General features: G+C 34.9%; 15 protein-coding genes. 9 read left to right on the forward strand and 6 right to left on the reverse strand.

The features are described 5' to 3' along the window. Positions 1–668: 668 nt before the first annotated feature. The 5 genes from EK417_RS20470 (at position 669) to EK417_RS20490 (ending at position 6,994) form a co-directional block, all read left to right on the forward strand. Positions 669–1,835: a T9SS type A sorting domain-containing protein gene (locus EK417_RS20470; protein ID WP_136523206.1), complete on the forward strand. Its 1,167-nt coding sequence runs from the start codon at positions 669–671 to the stop codon at positions 1,833–1,835. Between the two features lie 125 nt (positions 1,836–1,960). Beyond that, positions 1,961–4,612, forward strand: a complete 2,652-nt coding sequence (locus tag EK417_RS20475; RefSeq protein WP_136523207.1) for a 4-alpha-glucanotransferase — start codon at positions 1,961–1,963, stop codon at positions 4,610–4,612. Between the two features lie 139 nt (positions 4,613–4,751). After that, positions 4,752–5,720, forward strand: a complete 969-nt coding sequence (locus tag EK417_RS20480) for a hypothetical protein (protein WP_136523208.1) — start codon at positions 4,752–4,754, stop codon at positions 5,718–5,720. 187 nt (positions 5,721–5,907) lie between these two features. Beyond that, positions 5,908–6,357, forward strand: coding sequence for a DUF4890 domain-containing protein (locus tag EK417_RS20485; RefSeq protein WP_076596924.1), 450 nt, complete (start codon positions 5,908–5,910; stop codon positions 6,355–6,357). Between the two features lie 127 nt (positions 6,358–6,484). Next, positions 6,485–6,994, forward strand: a complete 510-nt coding sequence (locus tag EK417_RS20490) for a ferritin (RefSeq protein ID WP_110368030.1) — start codon at positions 6,485–6,487, stop codon at positions 6,992–6,994. A gap of 71 nt (positions 6,995–7,065) precedes the next feature. Here the strand turns inward: EK417_RS20490 and EK417_RS20495 are convergent, their stop codons facing one another. Together EK417_RS20495 and EK417_RS20500 are read right to left on the reverse strand one after the other, a co-directional pair. Then, a complete protein-coding gene (locus tag EK417_RS20495; RefSeq protein WP_136523209.1) occupies positions 7,066–7,290 on the reverse strand; it encodes a hypothetical protein in 225 nt (74 codons plus the stop codon). A gap of 133 nt (positions 7,291–7,423) precedes the next feature. After that, a complete protein-coding gene (locus EK417_RS20500) occupies positions 7,424–10,564 on the reverse strand; it encodes a UvrD-helicase domain-containing protein (protein WP_136523210.1) in 3,141 nt (1,046 codons plus the stop codon). Positions 10,565–10,746: 182 nt separating this feature from the next. Here EK417_RS20500 and EK417_RS20505 point away from each other — a divergent pair, with 182 nt between their 5' ends. From EK417_RS20505 to EK417_RS20520, 4 genes are all read left to right on the forward strand, one after another. Further along, complete coding sequence (locus tag EK417_RS20505; RefSeq protein ID WP_076596920.1) at positions 10,747–11,493, forward strand: hypothetical protein; 747 nt, start codon at positions 10,747–10,749, stop codon at positions 11,491–11,493. A 1-nt stretch (position 11,494) separates the two neighbouring features. After that, positions 11,495–12,301 (forward strand): carboxypeptidase-like regulatory domain-containing protein, encoded by an 807-nt coding sequence (locus EK417_RS20510; protein WP_136523211.1) that lies wholly within the window; start codon positions 11,495–11,497, stop codon positions 12,299–12,301. Between the two features lie 15 nt (positions 12,302–12,316). Continuing rightward, a complete protein-coding gene (locus tag EK417_RS20515) occupies positions 12,317–13,129 on the forward strand; it encodes a carboxypeptidase-like regulatory domain-containing protein (protein ID WP_228402598.1) in 813 nt (270 codons plus the stop codon). An 80-nt stretch (positions 13,130–13,209) separates the two neighbouring features. Next, positions 13,210–13,944 (forward strand): SIMPL domain-containing protein, encoded by a 735-nt coding sequence (locus EK417_RS20520; RefSeq protein ID WP_076596918.1) that lies wholly within the window; start codon positions 13,210–13,212, stop codon positions 13,942–13,944. A gap of 51 nt (positions 13,945–13,995) precedes the next feature. Here EK417_RS20520 and EK417_RS20525 read toward each other — a convergent pair whose 3' ends face one another. The 4 genes from EK417_RS20525 to bshA all read right to left on the reverse strand — a co-directional run bounded on the left by EK417_RS20525 (position 13,996) and on the right by bshA (position 17,261). Continuing rightward, the gene (locus tag EK417_RS20525) at positions 13,996–14,508 is read right to left on the reverse strand and encodes a GNAT family N-acetyltransferase (RefSeq protein ID WP_110368090.1); all 513 of its coding nucleotides are present in this window, start codon (positions 14,506–14,508) and stop codon (positions 13,996–13,998) included. A 4-nt stretch (positions 14,509–14,512) separates the two neighbouring features. Beyond that, complete coding sequence (locus EK417_RS20530) at positions 14,513–14,734, reverse strand: PspC family transcriptional regulator (protein WP_027373948.1); 222 nt, start codon at positions 14,732–14,734, stop codon at positions 14,513–14,515. Positions 14,735–14,828: 94 nt separating this feature from the next. After that, the gene (locus tag EK417_RS20535) at positions 14,829–16,085 is read right to left on the reverse strand and encodes a DUF2851 family protein (protein ID WP_136523212.1); all 1,257 of its coding nucleotides are present in this window, start codon (positions 16,083–16,085) and stop codon (positions 14,829–14,831) included. A 27-nt stretch (positions 16,086–16,112) separates the two neighbouring features. Continuing rightward, on the reverse strand, positions 16,113–17,261 hold the full coding sequence (gene bshA / locus EK417_RS20540; protein ID WP_076596916.1) for an N-acetyl-alpha-D-glucosaminyl L-malate synthase BshA: 1,149 nt from the start codon (positions 17,259–17,261) through the stop codon (positions 16,113–16,115). Positions 17,262–17,277 lie beyond the last annotated feature (16 nt).

A 17,277-nucleotide genomic window follows, 5' to 3' on the forward strand; every position in this document is an offset into this window, starting at 1 on the left:
AATGGGTAATGAGTAATAGAGGATAAACAATACATCGATTATTCATAAACCATCAATCATCAACGATCACTTACTTATCACTTATCCATTATCAACTATCATTAATCACTCGTCCTTATGATGGACAGCATACACTCCAGTTGTCACTCCGCAGGAGTCTGAACAAAGTATTAGCACATAACTCAAGTATTACTTTTACCTTTTAAATCCTTTAAAGACTCTAATAAAGTTGGCTGGATTCCTGCGGAATGACACAGTAGGAAAGAAGCAGGCCAAATAAAAAGAAAGACGCCATTGGAAAAGATAACCACGGAACCTGTACCCTGACCTTGTCACATCATTAATAACTTATCATTGATGGTTCACTCATCATCCTAGCCCCGATAGAAATGGTTACCCCACAGCTTGTGTTGGAGAGTTGCTGGGTTTGAGTGTGGGAAAGCACAGGCGAGAGGAGTATGAATGGATAGCGGGAAACAGCTCCTGAAATTTTTAGATGTCTGTAGATGCAAATCAACACAAATAGATGAGTAGCTAAAGGTCTTTATGACCATATCTTTTAATTTATGATCTGTTTTATTCAATTACTAGAGATTTTTTATTTTTTGGTAATTCAAAATTGTGTAATTTAGTAAGATCAAATACATTATGAATCTAAATTAAATAGTATGAAAAAACATTTATTCCCTTTATTTTTGCTGTTATTAGGTGTGGATGCACATGCACAACAGGATTTCTTTGCGATTACAGGAAAAGATACTCAAAGTATTACTTTTAATGATTTCCGAACAATTGATGCTGCTAACGGAATTTCCGGGGAGAAAATTTTCACAGCTGATTCATCAGTTAAGGTGTTTTCACAGACTAGAAAAGGCATTGTAGCTGAAGATAGAAGTTCTTATGATAACTCTCAATCAATCACTATGGCGGCACTTGCTTACGACTCTTCGAATAATAATCTGGTGTACATGCCTATGTTTTCATCAAATGTTTATATTTTAAATCCTCAGACTAAGGAGATTAGATTGGTTGAGAATAATGTGGCAAAAATTTCAAGCTGTGATATTAAATCTCATATTACCAGAATGACAACCGGATATAACGGTAATATTTATGCTGTAAATAATGCGGGAACACAGTTTTTGGAAATCAGCAAAAAAGCCGGGCAATACACCGTAAATGATCTTGGAATTATTAAAGATGATCCTTCTAACGGAAGAAATTCTTTTACAGCTATGGAGACTGGTTTTGGTGGTGATATGATTGCTGATACAGATAATAATTTCTATGTATTTGCTGCTTCAGGGAATGTTTTTAAAATTGCGACAAAGGATTTGAATGCTAAATTTATAGGTAAAATTACAGGTATTCCTGATAACTATTCAGTAAATGGTTCAGCAGTAAATGCCCAGGGAAAAGTGATAATAGCAAGTGCTAAAGGAGGTGCTTTATATGAGGTAGATCTGACAACTTTGCAGGCTAAACAGCTTCCGGGAGAACAGGGACTTCATATTTACGATTTGGCAAGTAAATATTTTGCTAATGATAAATCCTCAGCACTAAATACTCTTGCTTCTAATCTTGATATCTATCCAACAAGAGTTGATGAACACTATATCAACGTTCATGTTAATAAGAATATAAAAGGCATCATTAAATTGAATATATTTGATATGGCAGGTCAAAATGTAATGACTCAGAATTTATCTGTGAAAGATGGCTCATCGGATGAAAAAGTATACCTTAAAGGATTGGTAACCGGAGCGTATATTGTAAATATTGCTGATGAATCAGGAAAAGCAATATTCAATAAGAAGATTCTTATAACAAAATAATTAAAATTATAATTCAAGATATAAAGACCTTTTCAAACATTTTGAAAAGGTCTTTTAATGATTATTTGATATTCAATAAGTTTTATTTTTCGATATTATAATGTACTTTTATAAAAAAAATATAGATGAAACTATACTTTAATGTAGGATATATTGTAAATGCTGGAGAAAATTTACAACTGGTATTTGGTGAAGAGGAGAATACCTTACATGTCCATACTATGTTTTATGCGGATAATGGGTTATGGAAATGCGAGGTAGATTATTTTTCAAAATTTATTTCCTATCATTATCGCGTAGTGAATGAAAAAGGAAATGTAGTAAGAGAAGAATTTGTAGGTCATCATTTGAGTTTTCCACATAATTACAAGGAGTTTATCATTTTTGATGAATGGAATAACAAAAACTTTCCTGAAAATTATTTAAATAACAAAATCCTTTACAATAAGCTGCACGATTTTATTCCTGAAAAAGTTACGGTTTTAAAAAAACATACCCACCTTTTCAGAATTGAAGCTCCAATTTATAATCCGGATTGGAGGATTGTTCTTTTTGGAAATACAGCATCCTTAGGAAACTGGAACTATGACAAAGTTGTTCATCTGAATCAGACGGATTTTGGAATGTGGGAAGCTTCTGTTGAAATCCCGGAGAATGAATTTATCCAATTTAAATATTGTATTTACGATACGAAAGAAAATAGAGTAATAGATGTAGAAACCGGGGAAAACAGATTTACGGTAGCTAATCAATTATCTGACGTTTTGCAGGTGGTTTCCAATCATTATTTCAGATTTAAAGGTTATCAGATGTATCATGATGCCGGTGTGGCAATTCCTGTATTCTCTTTGAGAAGCGAAAACGGATTTGGAGTGGGAGAATTTACAGATATTAAAAAACTGGCAGATTGGACAAAAGAAACCAATTTGGGAATTATTCAGATTCTCCCGATCAATGATACAACCGCTAATTACTCATGGACGGATTCTTACCCATATGCCGCAGTGTCTGTTTATGCTTTACATCCACAATATATTTCTTTAGAAAACCTTGACTACTCTTTACCGAAGGAATTAGTTGATGAGTATCTGTCTGAAAAAGAGAAATTAAATTCTTTGGATCTCATCGATTATGAAAGTATGATTGAAGGCAAGTGGAAATATTTGACAGCTGTTTTCAACAAGGAGAAAGATAAAATTTATAAAGACCGAAATTTTAGAAAATTCATCAAGGATAATGAATACTGGCTTGTTCCTTATTCCGCGTTCTGTGTTTTGAGAGATAAATACAAAACACCTAACTTCAACGACTGGAAGACCCATAAGAAATATATTGCCGGAAAGATCTCACAGTTTTTTACAACGAAAAATAAAGATTATGATACCTCAATGCTCCATGCCTGGGTACAATACCAATTGCATGTACAGCTTAAAGATGCTGTTGATTATACTCATAACCTGGGAGTTTCGTTGAAGGGAGATCTTCCTATTGGAATTTACAGATATTCTGTAGAAGCCTGGACAGAACCTGAATTATTCGGTATGGATTTCCAGGCTGGTGCACCGCCTGACCAGTTTACAGAACTTGGACAAAACTGGGAGTTCCCAACTTATAATTGGGAAGCTATGAAAGCAGACGATTACAAATGGTGGAAAAACAGGTTCAAAGCATTGGAACAGTATTTTGATGCCATGAGAATTGATCATATTTTAGGTTTCTTCAGAATATGGAGAATGCCGGTTTCTGCCGTACAGGGAATTTTAGGATACTTTTATCCGGCTGTTCCTATTGTTGAGGAGGAATTTAAAGCGTGGCAGATTCCGTTCAATGTTGACAGGTATTGTAAGCCTTTTATCAATAATAAGATCTTATGGGATTATTTCGGAGAAGAAAGCGGAAAAGCTCTTGAGTTGATGAACCGTAATGAAGATGGTACGTATACTTTCAAAGAAGAATTTGATACCCAGAGAAAACTCGTTAACTTCTTTAAGAAAAAATCATATGGCTCTCTTGAAGAAAAATTGGTTTCCCTTTGTGCCAACGTTTTGTTTTTAACAGAAGAAAGAAATGGGAAAACGGTTTATCATCCGAGATTTAATGTATACAATACAGAATCTTATCAATACCTTCCGGAATCGGAACAGAAGAGTATTTATGACCTCTATCATGACTACTTCTTCAGAAGACAGGATCATTTATGGTTGGAAAAAGCCATGGAGAAACTTCCGGTTATCCTGAATGCTACCAAAATGCTGATTTGTGGTGAAGATCTGGGAATGGTTCCTGCGTGTGTGCCCGTTGTGATGAATGAATTGGCTATTATTGCACTTAAAGTACAGAGAATGCCTTCTGAAAATATTCCGTTCTATAATCCTAAGAATGCAAGCTATATGAATGTAGTGACAGCTTCTTCCCACGACAGTTCAACATTAAGACAATGGTGGAAAGAAGATCCTGTATTGACACAGAAATATTACAATCAACAATTGATACAATACGGAAAAGCTCCGGAAGATCTTACTCCTCATCTTGCAGAGATTATCATGAAACAGCATCTGTATAATGAGGCGATGCTTGCTATTTTCCCGATTCAGGAGTTTCTGGCGACAGATGAAGAGCTTACCAATAAGAAAATCGATAATGAAAGAATCAACAACCCCGCAGTTTTTCCACATTATTGGCGTTACAGAATGCATATAAAGCTTGAAGATCTGAAAGAAAGAAAATCTTTCAACCAAAAAATTGCCCATTGGATAAAAGATAGTGGGAGAGTATAAAATTAACAATTGACTATCAGTTGGTTAAGGATATTTTAAAAGAAGTTTAATCTTATGATTTAACTTCTTTTTTTTATTTGTATCAAAAGGATAGAATTAAGATATTCGGCTATATATTAACCAATTAACGACTATAGAGATGAAAAAAATATTTTTGGGATTAGCTTTTGGGTTAGGCGTTTTGACCTCGGCTCAGCAGTATCCGAATAATGGTTGGGATGATGACGGTTATTATCAGAATGAAGGAGGCTATTATAGTGACGAAGATGATAGAAATTATTTCCCTGACGATTATTATTACAATTATCCGCAGGACTATTATCCAAGTAATTATTACCAAAGCTATTATAATGACTACAGAGGAAGTATTATTAATATCGACTGGAACGGGTTTTTCATACAAAACAGATTAAGCAGATGGCAGGTAGATCAGATTATGAGATTGAATAACCTGTATGCAAGCTTTACAGCATGGAATAATTTCTACAGATATAATCCGGACAGATGGTATTATGACAGATTTTATGCACTTGAAAGAATCTTAGGACCACGAGTATTTGTGGTTTTCCAGAATAATTATTACAGGGGCTCCAGCCCAATAGTCTATTTCCAGAATTACAGAAGAACCTATTATGTGCCTAGATATACGGTAATGCCTAGATATAGAAATATCAATATCAATATTTACAGGGTAGACAGATCAAGATTCCGCAGAATGAATAATCCTACATTTGATATTATCAGAAGAGACAGCAGACCGGATAATGGTTTCAAAAACACGGGAAGCAACGGGAATTCGGGAGGGTTCCGCGGAAATAACGGAAATAACAATAACTCCGGTTTCAGAAATGATAATAACGGTGGTTTCAGAAATAGCAATGGAGGCGGTTTCAGAGGAAATACAGATAACGGAGGCTTCAGAAATAATAATGGAGGTGGCTTTAGAGGAAATAGTGATGTAAGAAGAGAAGCTCCCAAACGAGAAGATAATGGCGGATTCAGAGGAAATAATGGAGGTTTCAGACAGAAGTCTGAAAATGCTGCACCAAGACAAGAAAACCGTGGCAATAGCGGTGGAGGTTTTAGAGGCAGTTTAGTAAGGAATTAATTTTCATATATTATATTTAAGTGGTGTGAAGGGCAGGTTTTTATAATCTGTCCTTTTTTTTGTTGTTTTATTGTTTTGTTTTTATTAAAATTTAACATTATTTATGAATATAGCAATTTAACTTATGATTTTATTCATAATCAAAAAGGTATAATAACAAAATAACAATTAATTAAATTTTAAAAAGATGAAAAAATTAGTTTTAGCAATAGCATTTATCGGAATGGGAGGTTTTGCAATGGCACAACAGACTACAACTCCACAAGACAGACAGGCAAGAGCTGTTGAAATGAAGCAGAAAATGGAACAGAAACAACAGGAACGTTTGGATCAGATGCAAAAAGACCTTAATCTTAACCCTTCTCAGGTAGCTCAGATAAAGGCTCTTCAGGACAAAAGAAAAGCTGAAATGATGGCAGAGTTTGACAAGCATAAGGCAGACAGACAGGCTAAAATGCAGGAAATGCACGCCAAAAGAGCACAAATGGATGCTGATATGAAAAAAGTCCTTACTCCTGATCAATATGATAAATGGCAGGCTGACAGAAAAGCTAAAGCAGAGAAAATGAAAATGGCTATGAAAGAAAGAAAAATGATGAAAAAGCCTATGAATACGGGAACTGCTGAAGTAAAATAACAGTTTGTAATTTTAGTTTTTTAATGTGTTAAGGATGGATGGTTTTCCATCCTTTTTCTATTAATTTTCTTTAAAACTTTTGATTTCGGGCTTTTATTCCCTATTTTTGACTATAAATTTAATACTTATGGTTAGCGAAAAAATTGCAAAATTAATTAACGAACAAATCGCCCACGAACAATACGCCGCTCAATATTATCTTTCAATGTCTGCATGGTTTTCTGGAAAAGACCTGGATGGAATTGCCAACTATTTCAGAGTACAGAGCAAAGAGGAATTGATGCATGCAGATAAAATGTTTGATTATTTGAATGATGTGGGAGGAGAAATTATCATTGGAGAAATTCCAAAGCCTCCACACGAGTTCGAAAATGCAACAGATATTTTTGAGAAAGCATTGGCACATGAGAAAATTGTAACTAAAAGTATCTTCAATATTGTAAAAAATGCAAACGAAGAAGGAGATTTTGCAACTACATCATTCCTGCAATGGTTTATCAACGAACAGGTAGAAGAAGAAGCAAGTGCTTCTCAATACGTAACAAAAATCAAAATGGTATGTGATAACCCGTCGGCATTGTACCTTTTTGATCAGGAATTGTCTCAGAGAGTATTTACTCCTGGTACAACCGCTTAAGATTGAAAAAATCTACACAATATAAAACCGTTATCCTCAGGAATAGCGGTTTTTTTGTCATGATAACATAGCTATTTCCTATACGGCTGCCTTTGGATTCTCACAGCAGAAATAAAAACTACTGCTCCCAATACAAAACTTAAAAACAATGAGTTTGCAATGTTTTCATTAGGCATATAATGATGACCATCTGATGGAACAGGCGGATCCAGACAATCAATAATATTGTAATTGACCACTGTAGAAGACAACATTATGATCAGACTTAGTAAAAAGGAGGTTAAATATATTCTCATGGTTGGTTAGTTGAAATCAAAATATAATCAAAAACTATAATTTTATTCGTACTGAATAAAAATAATAAAACCTTTTTTATTTTGAAAGCTTTTTTACAAGAATTATGATGGTAACCTTTTGGAAATGTTTAAATTATAGATAGATAATCTGGGTTTTGAGTACTTTTTTGCCCAGATGTTCAAGAATATTTTTATAACCTTCTACCTGTGCCTCATCCTTGGCTTTTTGTTCACCAGTTTTGAAATCAACAATGATATACCCTTCTTCACCCTTTAAAATACGGTCAGGTCTGAATATATGGCTTTCTCCTTTTTCAGAGATCATAATGTCTTTTTCATTGATTACTTCCCATTTTTCATCAAAGAATTCTGCATAAGTTCTGACAATTTCCTGCAGCGTAACCTGTATCTCATTTTTCTCCTCCAGTGTAATCTGCCCTTCCAAAGCATAACCATCCAATACTTTCACGATATCTCTTTCGGTATTGATCTTCGATAAAAGTTCATGAACAAAAAGTCCGATTCTTACCTTTTCATTTCGTACCTGATAGTTTTTTGAAGGTGTTGCAATCTTGATAGATGTACTTTTTTCATTAATATTCTTAAGATTCTCAATATTCTGGGTTTTAAAAGAGGAACTTTTCTCTTTTGAATATTTCTTCAGCATCTCAGGATGTACTTCATACACATCAAACTCATCAGCCTGTTCGGGATTTTTTGTTTGAAGGAATTCCAAAAGCTCCAGATTATTAGAAGTCTTATTGGCTTTTTGAAGATAAAAAAACAATTGTTCAACAGGTCTTGTCGTCGCAACATACTGAAGACATAATCTGTCAATCAGGTTTTTATAAGAATTTTTAGTATTGAAAAACAGAATTTCATCATCATAAGCTTCCAGGTTTTTACTGAATTGATTGATGTTGACCGATTTTAATGCTTCATTTTCGTTGGTATCAAACCAGCTGGTAAATTCACTGTCCCGGTTTTTGTTCATCATAGGAATAAAAACAATCGGGAATTCCAATCCTTTAGACTTGTGGATGGTCATGATCTGGACTGCATCAATATTTTCCGAAGCCTGAATGGTATAAGAAGAAGCCTCTTCGTCCCAATATTTCAGAAACTCTTTAGTACTGGCACCCGCATTCTGTGTAAAGTTGAAAAGCATTTCCAGGAAGTTCAGTAAAAAGTCTGTTTCTTTATTTTCAACAGAAAATTCGTTGATGTAATATTCTATAAAATTATAAAGATTGAATCTCGGGAAGTTGTTCTGTTTAAGCTGCAGTGAATATTTTTGCTGAATAAACTCTACTATTTCTTCGTGGCCTTCAATATCCAGAATTTCTTTCATTCCTAAAGTAAAATCCGGCATATGAATTTTTCCCAATGTATTCAGATGATACATCATCATGATCAGACAATGTTTATTCTTTGGATTGAGTTCCCAGCGAAGAAATTCAATAACAGCCTTTAACGTATTGGAAAGTTCCAGCGTAAGCCCTTTATCAGAGATCGTTTTAATATTGGTTTCTTCTCCTTTATACTTAACTTTTAAGCTTCCCAGTTTTTGAGAATAACTGAAAATATCAAAATTTCCACGGCAAAGAATCGTTATGTCAGAAAACTTGAAACCATTATTCAGGCATTCCTGAATATCTTTCTGCATTCTTTCAGAAGTATCGGTATAAAATTCTTCATTCGTGAGATTTTCGATCAGATTTACCTTTACACGTCCATCCATTTTGGATTTTGGATTTTGCTCAGCATCTGCCCCGAAAATATTCTGATGCTCTTCAAGTAGCCCTTCAGAATGAAAACGGTACAGCTCATTGTTGAACTGTACAATGTTTCTGGCACTTCTCCAGTTATCTTTTAATACCAGAAGATCAGCTTCCTTGGGTGAAAATTCTTTTTTGTTGATAATATCCAGCATCAGTTTACTTTCGCCGCCACGGAATCTGTAAATACTCTGCTTGGGATCGCCTACCAATGTAAATGAAGTATTCTCTGTAGAAACACTGTGATCTCTCAGCGGTACAAAATTCTGCCACTGCAGTTCAGAAGTGTCCTGAAACTCATCAAAGAAATAATGCTGAAACTGTGCACCCACCTTTTCATAAATAAAAGCCGAAGGTTCATTTTTAAGATTTTCATTGATCAGAATATTAAACTTGGAAAGAAGAACAAGATCGTTCTCTTCTTCAATTTTTTGAAGCTCATCCTGAATATCTTTGTTTACCTTTAAAGGAAGAAGAGCAGACAAAACTTTCTCTTTCTTTTGGGTTTCAATATACAGAATGATAAGTTTCATACGGTTGTCCAGAAGCTGATCCAGAATTTCAAAAATCTCAGATTCTTTATGTTTCGACTTTGAAGAAGCTCCCTTCCTGTAATTATTGATAACAGATTCTTCCTGAGTCGTCGGAAAAGGAAAACCTGCTCTTTTCTGTTGATAAAAATCTATAACCTTAGTAAAGAAGCCCCCGATTCCGTTTTTACCCTGAGCAAAATCTTCAATATCAATATTTCTTGATTTGAATAATTCAATAGAACTTGCGGCCAGCTCTGCAGATTGCTTTTTATTAAGAACAATCTCTTTACGAAGTGTATTCTTTATATTCTCATAATTGGCATCGTCAAAACTTTTATTGCTTTTCAGATGTTCATAATGAATATCCTTTACAAATTCCTTCGCAGAATCATAAAGATTTTTATTAAGATTGATTCTTTCATTGTTTTCAAGACTGTAATCTACATAATCCATGAAAGAATTCGAGATCGTTTCATTTTCACCAATCTGATCCAGCATTTTATCAACGGCTTCTATCAGAAACGGCTCAGCTTCAATTTCAAGATTAAAATTTTTCGCCAGTCCCAATTCATAGGAAAAGCTTCTTACCAGTCTTGAGTTAAAACGGTCAATCGTTCCGATATTCAGTGTGGAATAATTGTGGAGAACATAGTCCAGTAGTTTTTTAGAACGTTGGTGAAGATCGTCGATTGTAATTTTCACCCCCTGTTCTTCAAATGCTTTCTGGATATTTTTCAGATCTGTATTCTCAGCATAATCTTTAGCTGAAAAATTTCCCAGCCATGATAAAATTCTTTCCTTCATCTCATTCGCTGCCTTATTGGTGAAAGTAAGCGCCAGAATATTCCTGATCGACTGCTGTTGATTAGGATAGCGGAGACAAATCATCAGAAGCCTTTGTACCAGGGCATAGGTTTTCCCGGATCCGGCAGAAGCATTGATGACTGTGTAAGAATTTTGCATTGTTGAAAGAGAATTGAGACTGCAAGTTAGCTAAAATTTAAAAGAAATTTTAACAATTTAATCAGTCGATTTAACAGTTTAAATGGTAAAAATTAAAAAGAAATATTAAAACACGTTAACTGTGGTTAAACTTATGGAATACATTAAAAATAATTTTAGCTTTGCTTTATAAAAAATAGCCTGTGAAACTTAAACTATTCTTTTTCTTATCCTTTATTCTTTTTATCCACATCCATGCCCAAAATTATATATTTGGTAAGATCATTTCCGAAAGCGGTACTGAAATGCAGGATGTGAATGTAGTAAATATAAGAACCGATGAGATAGTAGTATCAAACCGGGATGGCCATTTTATGATTTCCGGAAGGCAGGGAGATGAATTACGTTTTATAAAAGCGGGTTATGAGCGTCTTACAAAAATAGTTTCTCAGGAAAATACACAATCTCCCATGAATATAAGTCTTGTACGTCAGACTATTCAGATTCCTGAAGTAGAAGTAAAACAAGGGCTTACCGGAAACCTTAAAATAGATTCTAAACTTTACAATAAACCGAAAAAGGTTGAAAAACTGATCAAAGAAATGGATCAGTATATTGCTCAAAAATCAGATCCCAGAATATTGGCAGCAAAACCCGGAGAATTTGTACAGCCGAAAGGGGAGGGCTTTTTTATAGGAAAAGTTAAAAATAAATGGGATGATGTAGATTTAATGAAATATATCAGAGCTAGCCTTGGTGATGATTATTTTACAAATCTTAAAATAGAGAAACCTCTGATAGACCATTTTATATATTATGTTTTTGCAGGTGGCTTCGAAAGGAAAAAAATCCTGAAATACGGATTCTGCAGTGAGGCGGATCTGAACAGGTTTCAGCGTTTTGTCCTGACAAGAATTTCATCCTATCGTGCTCCACAAACTCAAAGATAATATGGAAATAAGATGTATCAAAAGAGTTTTATTTTTGGTGCTTTTTTGTATTGCTTCAGAATTCTGGGGACAACAAAAAATATCAGGAAATGTAATCACAGGCGATGATCTGGATTTAGCACCTGTGCTTGTTGTTAATATTTCGGAAAATAGAAGTGTACTAAGTGATATGTCCGGAAAATTTGAAATCGAAGCCAAAGAAAATGATGAGATCAGATTTGTAAAAGAAGGATATTACCGTGTTGATAAAAAATTGACCAGAGAAGAGATCAATGCTCCGTTCAATATTATGCTGAAGAAAATGGAAATTCAAATTCCAGAGGTTACAATTAAATACAGGCCTACCGGAGATCTGGCAAAAGATAATCAGCACTATAATGAATCCAGAAAACTTCAGGCTCTAAAATCAGATATGGAAGACTATATGAGAAGCCCGTTAAATCAGCCTTTACCTGATAATACCGTATCTAAAACATTTACCGGTCATGATTTCAATGCTGGGCAGGTCAATTTGTTTGGCGTATTTAATGCCGTAAAGAAACTGGCACAGCCCAAGGTTACCAAAGCGAATTACAATGAAACTCAGGATTTTCTCAAAAGAGTCAGAAATGAAGTGAATCTGAATTTCCTGAAAAAATACGGAATGGATGAAGAACAGATTGATGCATTTCTTCTGTATGCCGACAAAACGCGTTCATTGGCGAAAAGATACCGAAAAGATTTTAGTATCACTGTCGTTGAATATGAACTTAAAGTTGCCTTCGGGGAATACAGTAAAACACATAAACTGGAAGGAACTCAAGAATAATATATACCTTAAAAGTTGGCTTATATCACTGAAAATATTGAAACATTAAAGCAAAGAAAAATCTTTCTTTTCCTGCTGCTTCTCTGCAGTACTTTTGTTTTGTCTCAACAGAAAGTAACGGGGCGGATAGTGGATGACAATGGCGAAAATTTAAGTAAAGTGATCGTGATTAACATGTCTACTGATAAGAAAGTATATTCTGATTCTGACGGTATATTTTCTATTGATGCCAATCCTAACGATGAATTAAGATTTGTAAAAGAAGATTTCAACAGAGTCTCCAGAAGAGTTCTTACCAATGGCAATAATTTACCTCTGTTTATTACACTTCGCCAGATTCCCAGAGATGTGGGTGAAGTAAAAATTGTAAAAAAACTCACCGGAGATCTGGAAACAGATTCCCGGATAGTGGCCAAAGTAGATAAAGGAGAGCAGGTAAGAGATGCTGTTGGTCTTCCGCAGCCCGTAGGAAAAATGAGGGAAAAGCCGGCAGAAGTGAAAAGTGTTCTTTTACCCATACTTTTAGGAAACCTCAATGTTCAGGGCGTATATGATCTGATTAGCGGGAAAGCCAGACGGCAGAAAAGACAATACAGATATGATGATCTTCAGGAACATATCGCCTGGGTTCGGGATAGAATAGACGATGAATATTTTATCAAAGCCGGAATTCCTGGTGACAGAATTTCAGAATTTATTCAGTTTTCATTTTTAGCAAAACCTCAGGTAAGAACCTACGTAAAAGCAAGAAATCTTTCCGGAGTTATGCTGAGGCTGGAAGAAACAGCACCTCTTTTTATAGAGCGATTACAACAAAATCAAAAGTAATTTAAATGTTAATAAATTCTTAAAATATTGGAATAAAAATTGATACACTCTTATGGTAACAATCCAAATTCACAAATTTTATGAATAAAAACATTTTTGCAGTAGCGATTGCGGCACTAGGTTTTGTCATTGGCCTCGGGTTTTTAGGAAATGCTATTAAAAACAGGAATAAATCCGAAAATACCATCTCCGTAACAGGGTTAGGAACCAAACAGTTTACATCCGATCTGATCACCTGGTCCGGAAGTTTTTCCAAAAATAATGTAGACCTGAAATCGGCCTATGATGAACTGGCAATGGATAGAAAAGTAATCAATGACTATCTGCTTTCAAAAGGAATACAACAGAAGGAGATCGTGTTTTCTTCGGTAGATATTCAGAAACAGTTCAGAAGCTATAATGATTCAAACGGAAATTATGTTCAGGGAGAATTTTCCGGTTACAATCTTACCCAAAAAGTTTCTATTGAAAGTAAAGAGGTAGGGAAAATTGAAAACTTATCCAGAAATATTACCGAAATTATCAACCGCGGAATTGAATTCACTTCTTCTTCACCAGCCTATTTCTACACCAAACTGGCTACAGTGAAACAGGAAATGATCGCCAGCGCCACGAAGGATGCAAAGGAACGTGCTGAGAAAATTGCGGAAAACTCAGGAAGCAGTCTGGGAAATCTGAAAAAGGCAACCATGGGTGTGATTCAGATTACAGCACCCAACTCCAATGAAGATTATTCCTATGGCGGAACTTTTAATACTTCATCCAAAGAAAAAGAAGCCAGTATTACCATCAAACTGGAGTATGAAGTAAATTAATATAAATATCAGTAAAAAAAACGCCGGAATAGCTTTCCGGCGTTTTATATTTTAAGCATAAATAATTTCATGAATTTCTTTTTTAGCTTCCTCTATATTTTCAGGAGTATAGTTGGCAAGCAGCCATAAGTTTAAAGATTTTTTTCCCTCACCATAACTAGGTTGTACATGGGTGGTGTCAATCAGGCTAAAATTATTTCTCTGATAAAAGGAATACCGTCTTGATGCATCTTCGCTCAATTCTGCAGGTTCAATTTCCAGGATAATACTTGGATAACTTTCAGATAAATGATTCATAATATGAGAACCCAGCTTTTTACTTCTGAATGCTTCAAACACTTCAAAATGTTCTACAAAAACAAAGGAACTCAGCTTCCATAGGATGAGGTAGCCGATAGCTTCCGACTCATGGATAACAGACATGAATTCCACATAAGGATTTGAAAATAAGCTTTCAAACTGATCTTTATCTCTTTGTTCGTCTACAGGAAAAGTCGAACTATAAGAACTATAGATTTCCTGAACTCCAGGATCTTCCGCGGAAATAATCGGTAAAAATTCCATAATTTTATAAATCAAAGACGCTAGGTCTTCTGGTGATGAAAATATCTTTAATCCAAAGGGTGAATGCCAATCCCAGGTAGATCAGAAAGAAAAAACCAGCTGTTGCAAAAGTGGAATAGATGAAGAAAATTCTCAATTTAGAAACAGGAATTCCCAGCTTAGCCCCCATTCTGGTCAGAACACCAAACCATTCTCTTTCCATTTTATGACGGATATTACTCAGCATTTTCAGATTGTTATTTAAAAGTTTGAATCTAATACTCAAAGTTAAGGATTTTTTTTGACAAAGATTTTTGATTGACAAAAGTGCCCAAATAAGGTTATCCTTTTAAAAGTTTGAATCCGATAGCGCACGCTAAGCAGTTCTTCGGCTCGCAATAGGTTTTATAATGATAAATTAGACTTTGACTTTCCATTGCATTGCTGACCTTTAATCCAAGTTTTTTCCAGCTTGTAATAATGGTGTTTTTCTCTCCGGCAACAGTTTTGTAAAGCTCAATAATGTCGTCTGCAATTTTTTCCTGATGATATCTGTAATAAGCATATTGTAAAGGGATTACCGTGTTTAAAATGAGAAGATCTGCAAAATCTTTACTCAATGTTTTGGGCTGTACTTTGGAAATACTTCCGAAATTAAAATGAAAATCCCAATATTCAGAGGCTTTTATAGATTTGAAAATTGTGTACAGCTGTTCTGCACTTCTCGCTTCCATAATTTTTGAAAACAAATTCTGATGTTGGTAAAGATCTGCTAATTGAGACAATCGGATGGTTGGGAAATTGGGAGGTCTTAATCTTAAAAATTTAGGATGAATTTTTACATCAGAAATGGAAAATTTGGCTTTAACGAAATCGAATTCTCTTTTCCATATTTTCATCTGACCGTCTTTAGGAGCGTCCAGCCATCCTGAAATTCCGAATAGCAGGGCTTCAAGCTGAAGAGGATTCTGACGGATTTTATTGATAATACTGTAATCTACACTTTCTGCAATCTGCCTGAAAATAGAAGCATTTACTTTTAAACCAAATGAGTACGCAAAACTGTGAAATAAAACAGCCTCAAAATTATTTTTATATAGATGTAAACTCTGTTCAAGTTCTGAAGATTTCTCATCCAGCTTTTTCAGGATACTTTCTTCATAAAAATTCAACGGGATTTTTTTCGGATCAAAAATTTTTTCACAGGCAATAAATTCATCACCATTTATAAGCTTTTCATATTTCCAAAGAATATTTTTATCGATATAATTTTGCAACTCTAACGTTGAAACCTGCTTTCCGTTAAGTTCATTAATGTCTGTGTCATGCTGGAATACAACATGGAGAATGATATTCTGGTAATTGGGATCCTGGGAATGATTGTGGAAAATCCAGTCTGAAGAGCGTACATGCAGTTCTATATTTCCTGCGAGAAGTAAGCCATTGATTTTGATTTTAGCATCAAGAAAATCAGGGCCTGCATTTTTGTTCCATTTTCCGAAATGGATAATCTCAACGGAATTTCCTTCAATATCCTTGAAGTCAAAATATTTGAAAATCTTATAGTTCCAAAGATATTGAAGTAATTTTTCCGTCATAAGTATGACGTAAATATAATAGAAATATTATACTTTCGTCAGCTCCTTATTAAAATTTTCTATGGTTGTTCTATACATTTTCTCATAGATAGGAAGAATGTTTTTCAAATCGAATTTTATCGCCTGATCTTTCGCATTTTGCTTCATTTTGGCTAAAAGTTCATCATTACTTAACAATTTGATGGTGTAGTTGCTCATGGCTTCCACATTTCCGATTTCAGCAAGAAATCCGGTTTCTCCCTGAATATTTACCTCAGGAATTCCTCCCGCATTGGAACTGATGACCGGCGTATAAGCTGCCATGGCTTCCAAAGCCGCAAGACCAAAACTTTCCTGTTCAGAAGGCAGAAGAAATACATCCGAAAGCTGTAAGATTTTATAAAGATCATTCACCTTTCCTAAGAGACGTATTTTGGAAATAAGCTCAGGGTTTTCCTCCAGAAACTGATTTACTTTTTCCATGTCAGGGCCTTCACCAATGATAATCAGTTTGGATTTTACCTTTTTTTCCACATTTTTAAAGATCTGCAGCACTTCGTCTACACGTTTTACAGGGCGAAGGTTGGATACGTGGATCAGAATCTTTTCATCAGGATTGGCAAACTGTGTTCTCTGGCACTCAGAACAGTCATCAAATTCAGAATTATCAATAAAGTTGGTAATCACCTGAATCTCTTTTTTGATGTTGAAAAACTGAAGGGTATCTTTTTTCAGACTTTCAGAAACTGAAGTAATAGCATCAGACTGATTGATCGAAAATTCTACTGCGTGTTTATAACTGGGGTGCTGACCTACAAGGGTAATATCTGTACCATGCAAAGTAGTCACCAACGGAATATCATTATTGTCCTCCTTAAGCATTTGTTTTGCCGTAAAAGCGGCATATGCATACGGAATGGCATAATGTGCGTGTAGAAGATCCAGCTTGTAAAGATTGACAACCCTGTAGATCATCGAACTTAATGCAATATCATAAGGCTGATACTGAAAAAGAGGATAGGTCTGAACATTGACCCTGTGAAAGAAAATATTCGGGTTGGTAATGTCTAATCTTGCAGGAAGTGCAGAACTGATGAAATGTACCTCATACCCTTTATTGGCAAGGGACATTCCTAATTCTGTTGCTACAATTCCGCTTCCTCCATAGGTGGGATAGCAAAGTATGCCTATTTTCATTAGATTATTATTGTTT

The organism is Chryseobacterium candidae (assembly GCF_004916905.1).
In the GTDB taxonomy this organism is placed as follows: domain Bacteria; phylum Bacteroidota; class Bacteroidia; order Flavobacteriales; family Weeksellaceae; genus Chryseobacterium; species Chryseobacterium candidae.

Excerpts from the sequence above, each read along its gene's own strand:
- EK417_RS20470 (WP_136523206.1), top strand. The coding sequence starts at position 669 with ATGAAAAAACATTTATTCCCTTTATTTTTGCTGTTATTAGGTGTGGAT.
- EK417_RS20475 (WP_136523207.1), top strand. The coding sequence starts at position 1,961 with ATGAAACTATACTTTAATGTAGGATATATTGTAAATGCTGGAGAAAAT.
- EK417_RS20480 (WP_136523208.1), top strand. The coding sequence starts at position 4,752 with ATGAAAAAAATATTTTTGGGATTAGCTTTTGGGTTAGGCGTTTTGACC.
- EK417_RS20485 (WP_076596924.1), top strand. The coding sequence starts at position 5,908 with ATGAAAAAATTAGTTTTAGCAATAGCATTTATCGGAATGGGAGGTTTT.
- EK417_RS20490 (WP_110368030.1), top strand. The coding sequence starts at position 6,485 with ATGGTTAGCGAAAAAATTGCAAAATTAATTAACGAACAAATCGCCCAC.
- EK417_RS20495 (WP_136523209.1), bottom strand. The coding sequence starts at position 7,290 with ATGAGAATATATTTAACCTCCTTTTTACTAAGTCTGATCATAATGTTG.
- EK417_RS20500 (WP_136523210.1), bottom strand. The coding sequence starts at position 10,564 with ATGCAAAATTCTTACACAGTCATCAATGCTTCTGCCGGATCCGGGAAA.
- EK417_RS20510 (WP_136523211.1), top strand. The coding sequence starts at position 11,495 with ATGGAAATAAGATGTATCAAAAGAGTTTTATTTTTGGTGCTTTTTTGT.
- EK417_RS20520 (WP_076596918.1), top strand. The coding sequence starts at position 13,210 with ATGAATAAAAACATTTTTGCAGTAGCGATTGCGGCACTAGGTTTTGTC.
- EK417_RS20525 (WP_110368090.1), bottom strand. The coding sequence starts at position 14,508 with ATGGAATTTTTACCGATTATTTCCGCGGAAGATCCTGGAGTTCAGGAA.
- EK417_RS20530 (WP_027373948.1), bottom strand. The coding sequence starts at position 14,734 with ATGCTGAGTAATATCCGTCATAAAATGGAAAGAGAATGGTTTGGTGTT.
- EK417_RS20535 (WP_136523212.1), bottom strand. The coding sequence starts at position 16,085 with ATGACGGAAAAATTACTTCAATATCTTTGGAACTATAAGATTTTCAAA.
- bshA (WP_076596916.1), bottom strand. The coding sequence starts at position 17,261 with ATGAAAATAGGCATACTTTGCTATCCCACCTATGGAGGAAGCGGAATT.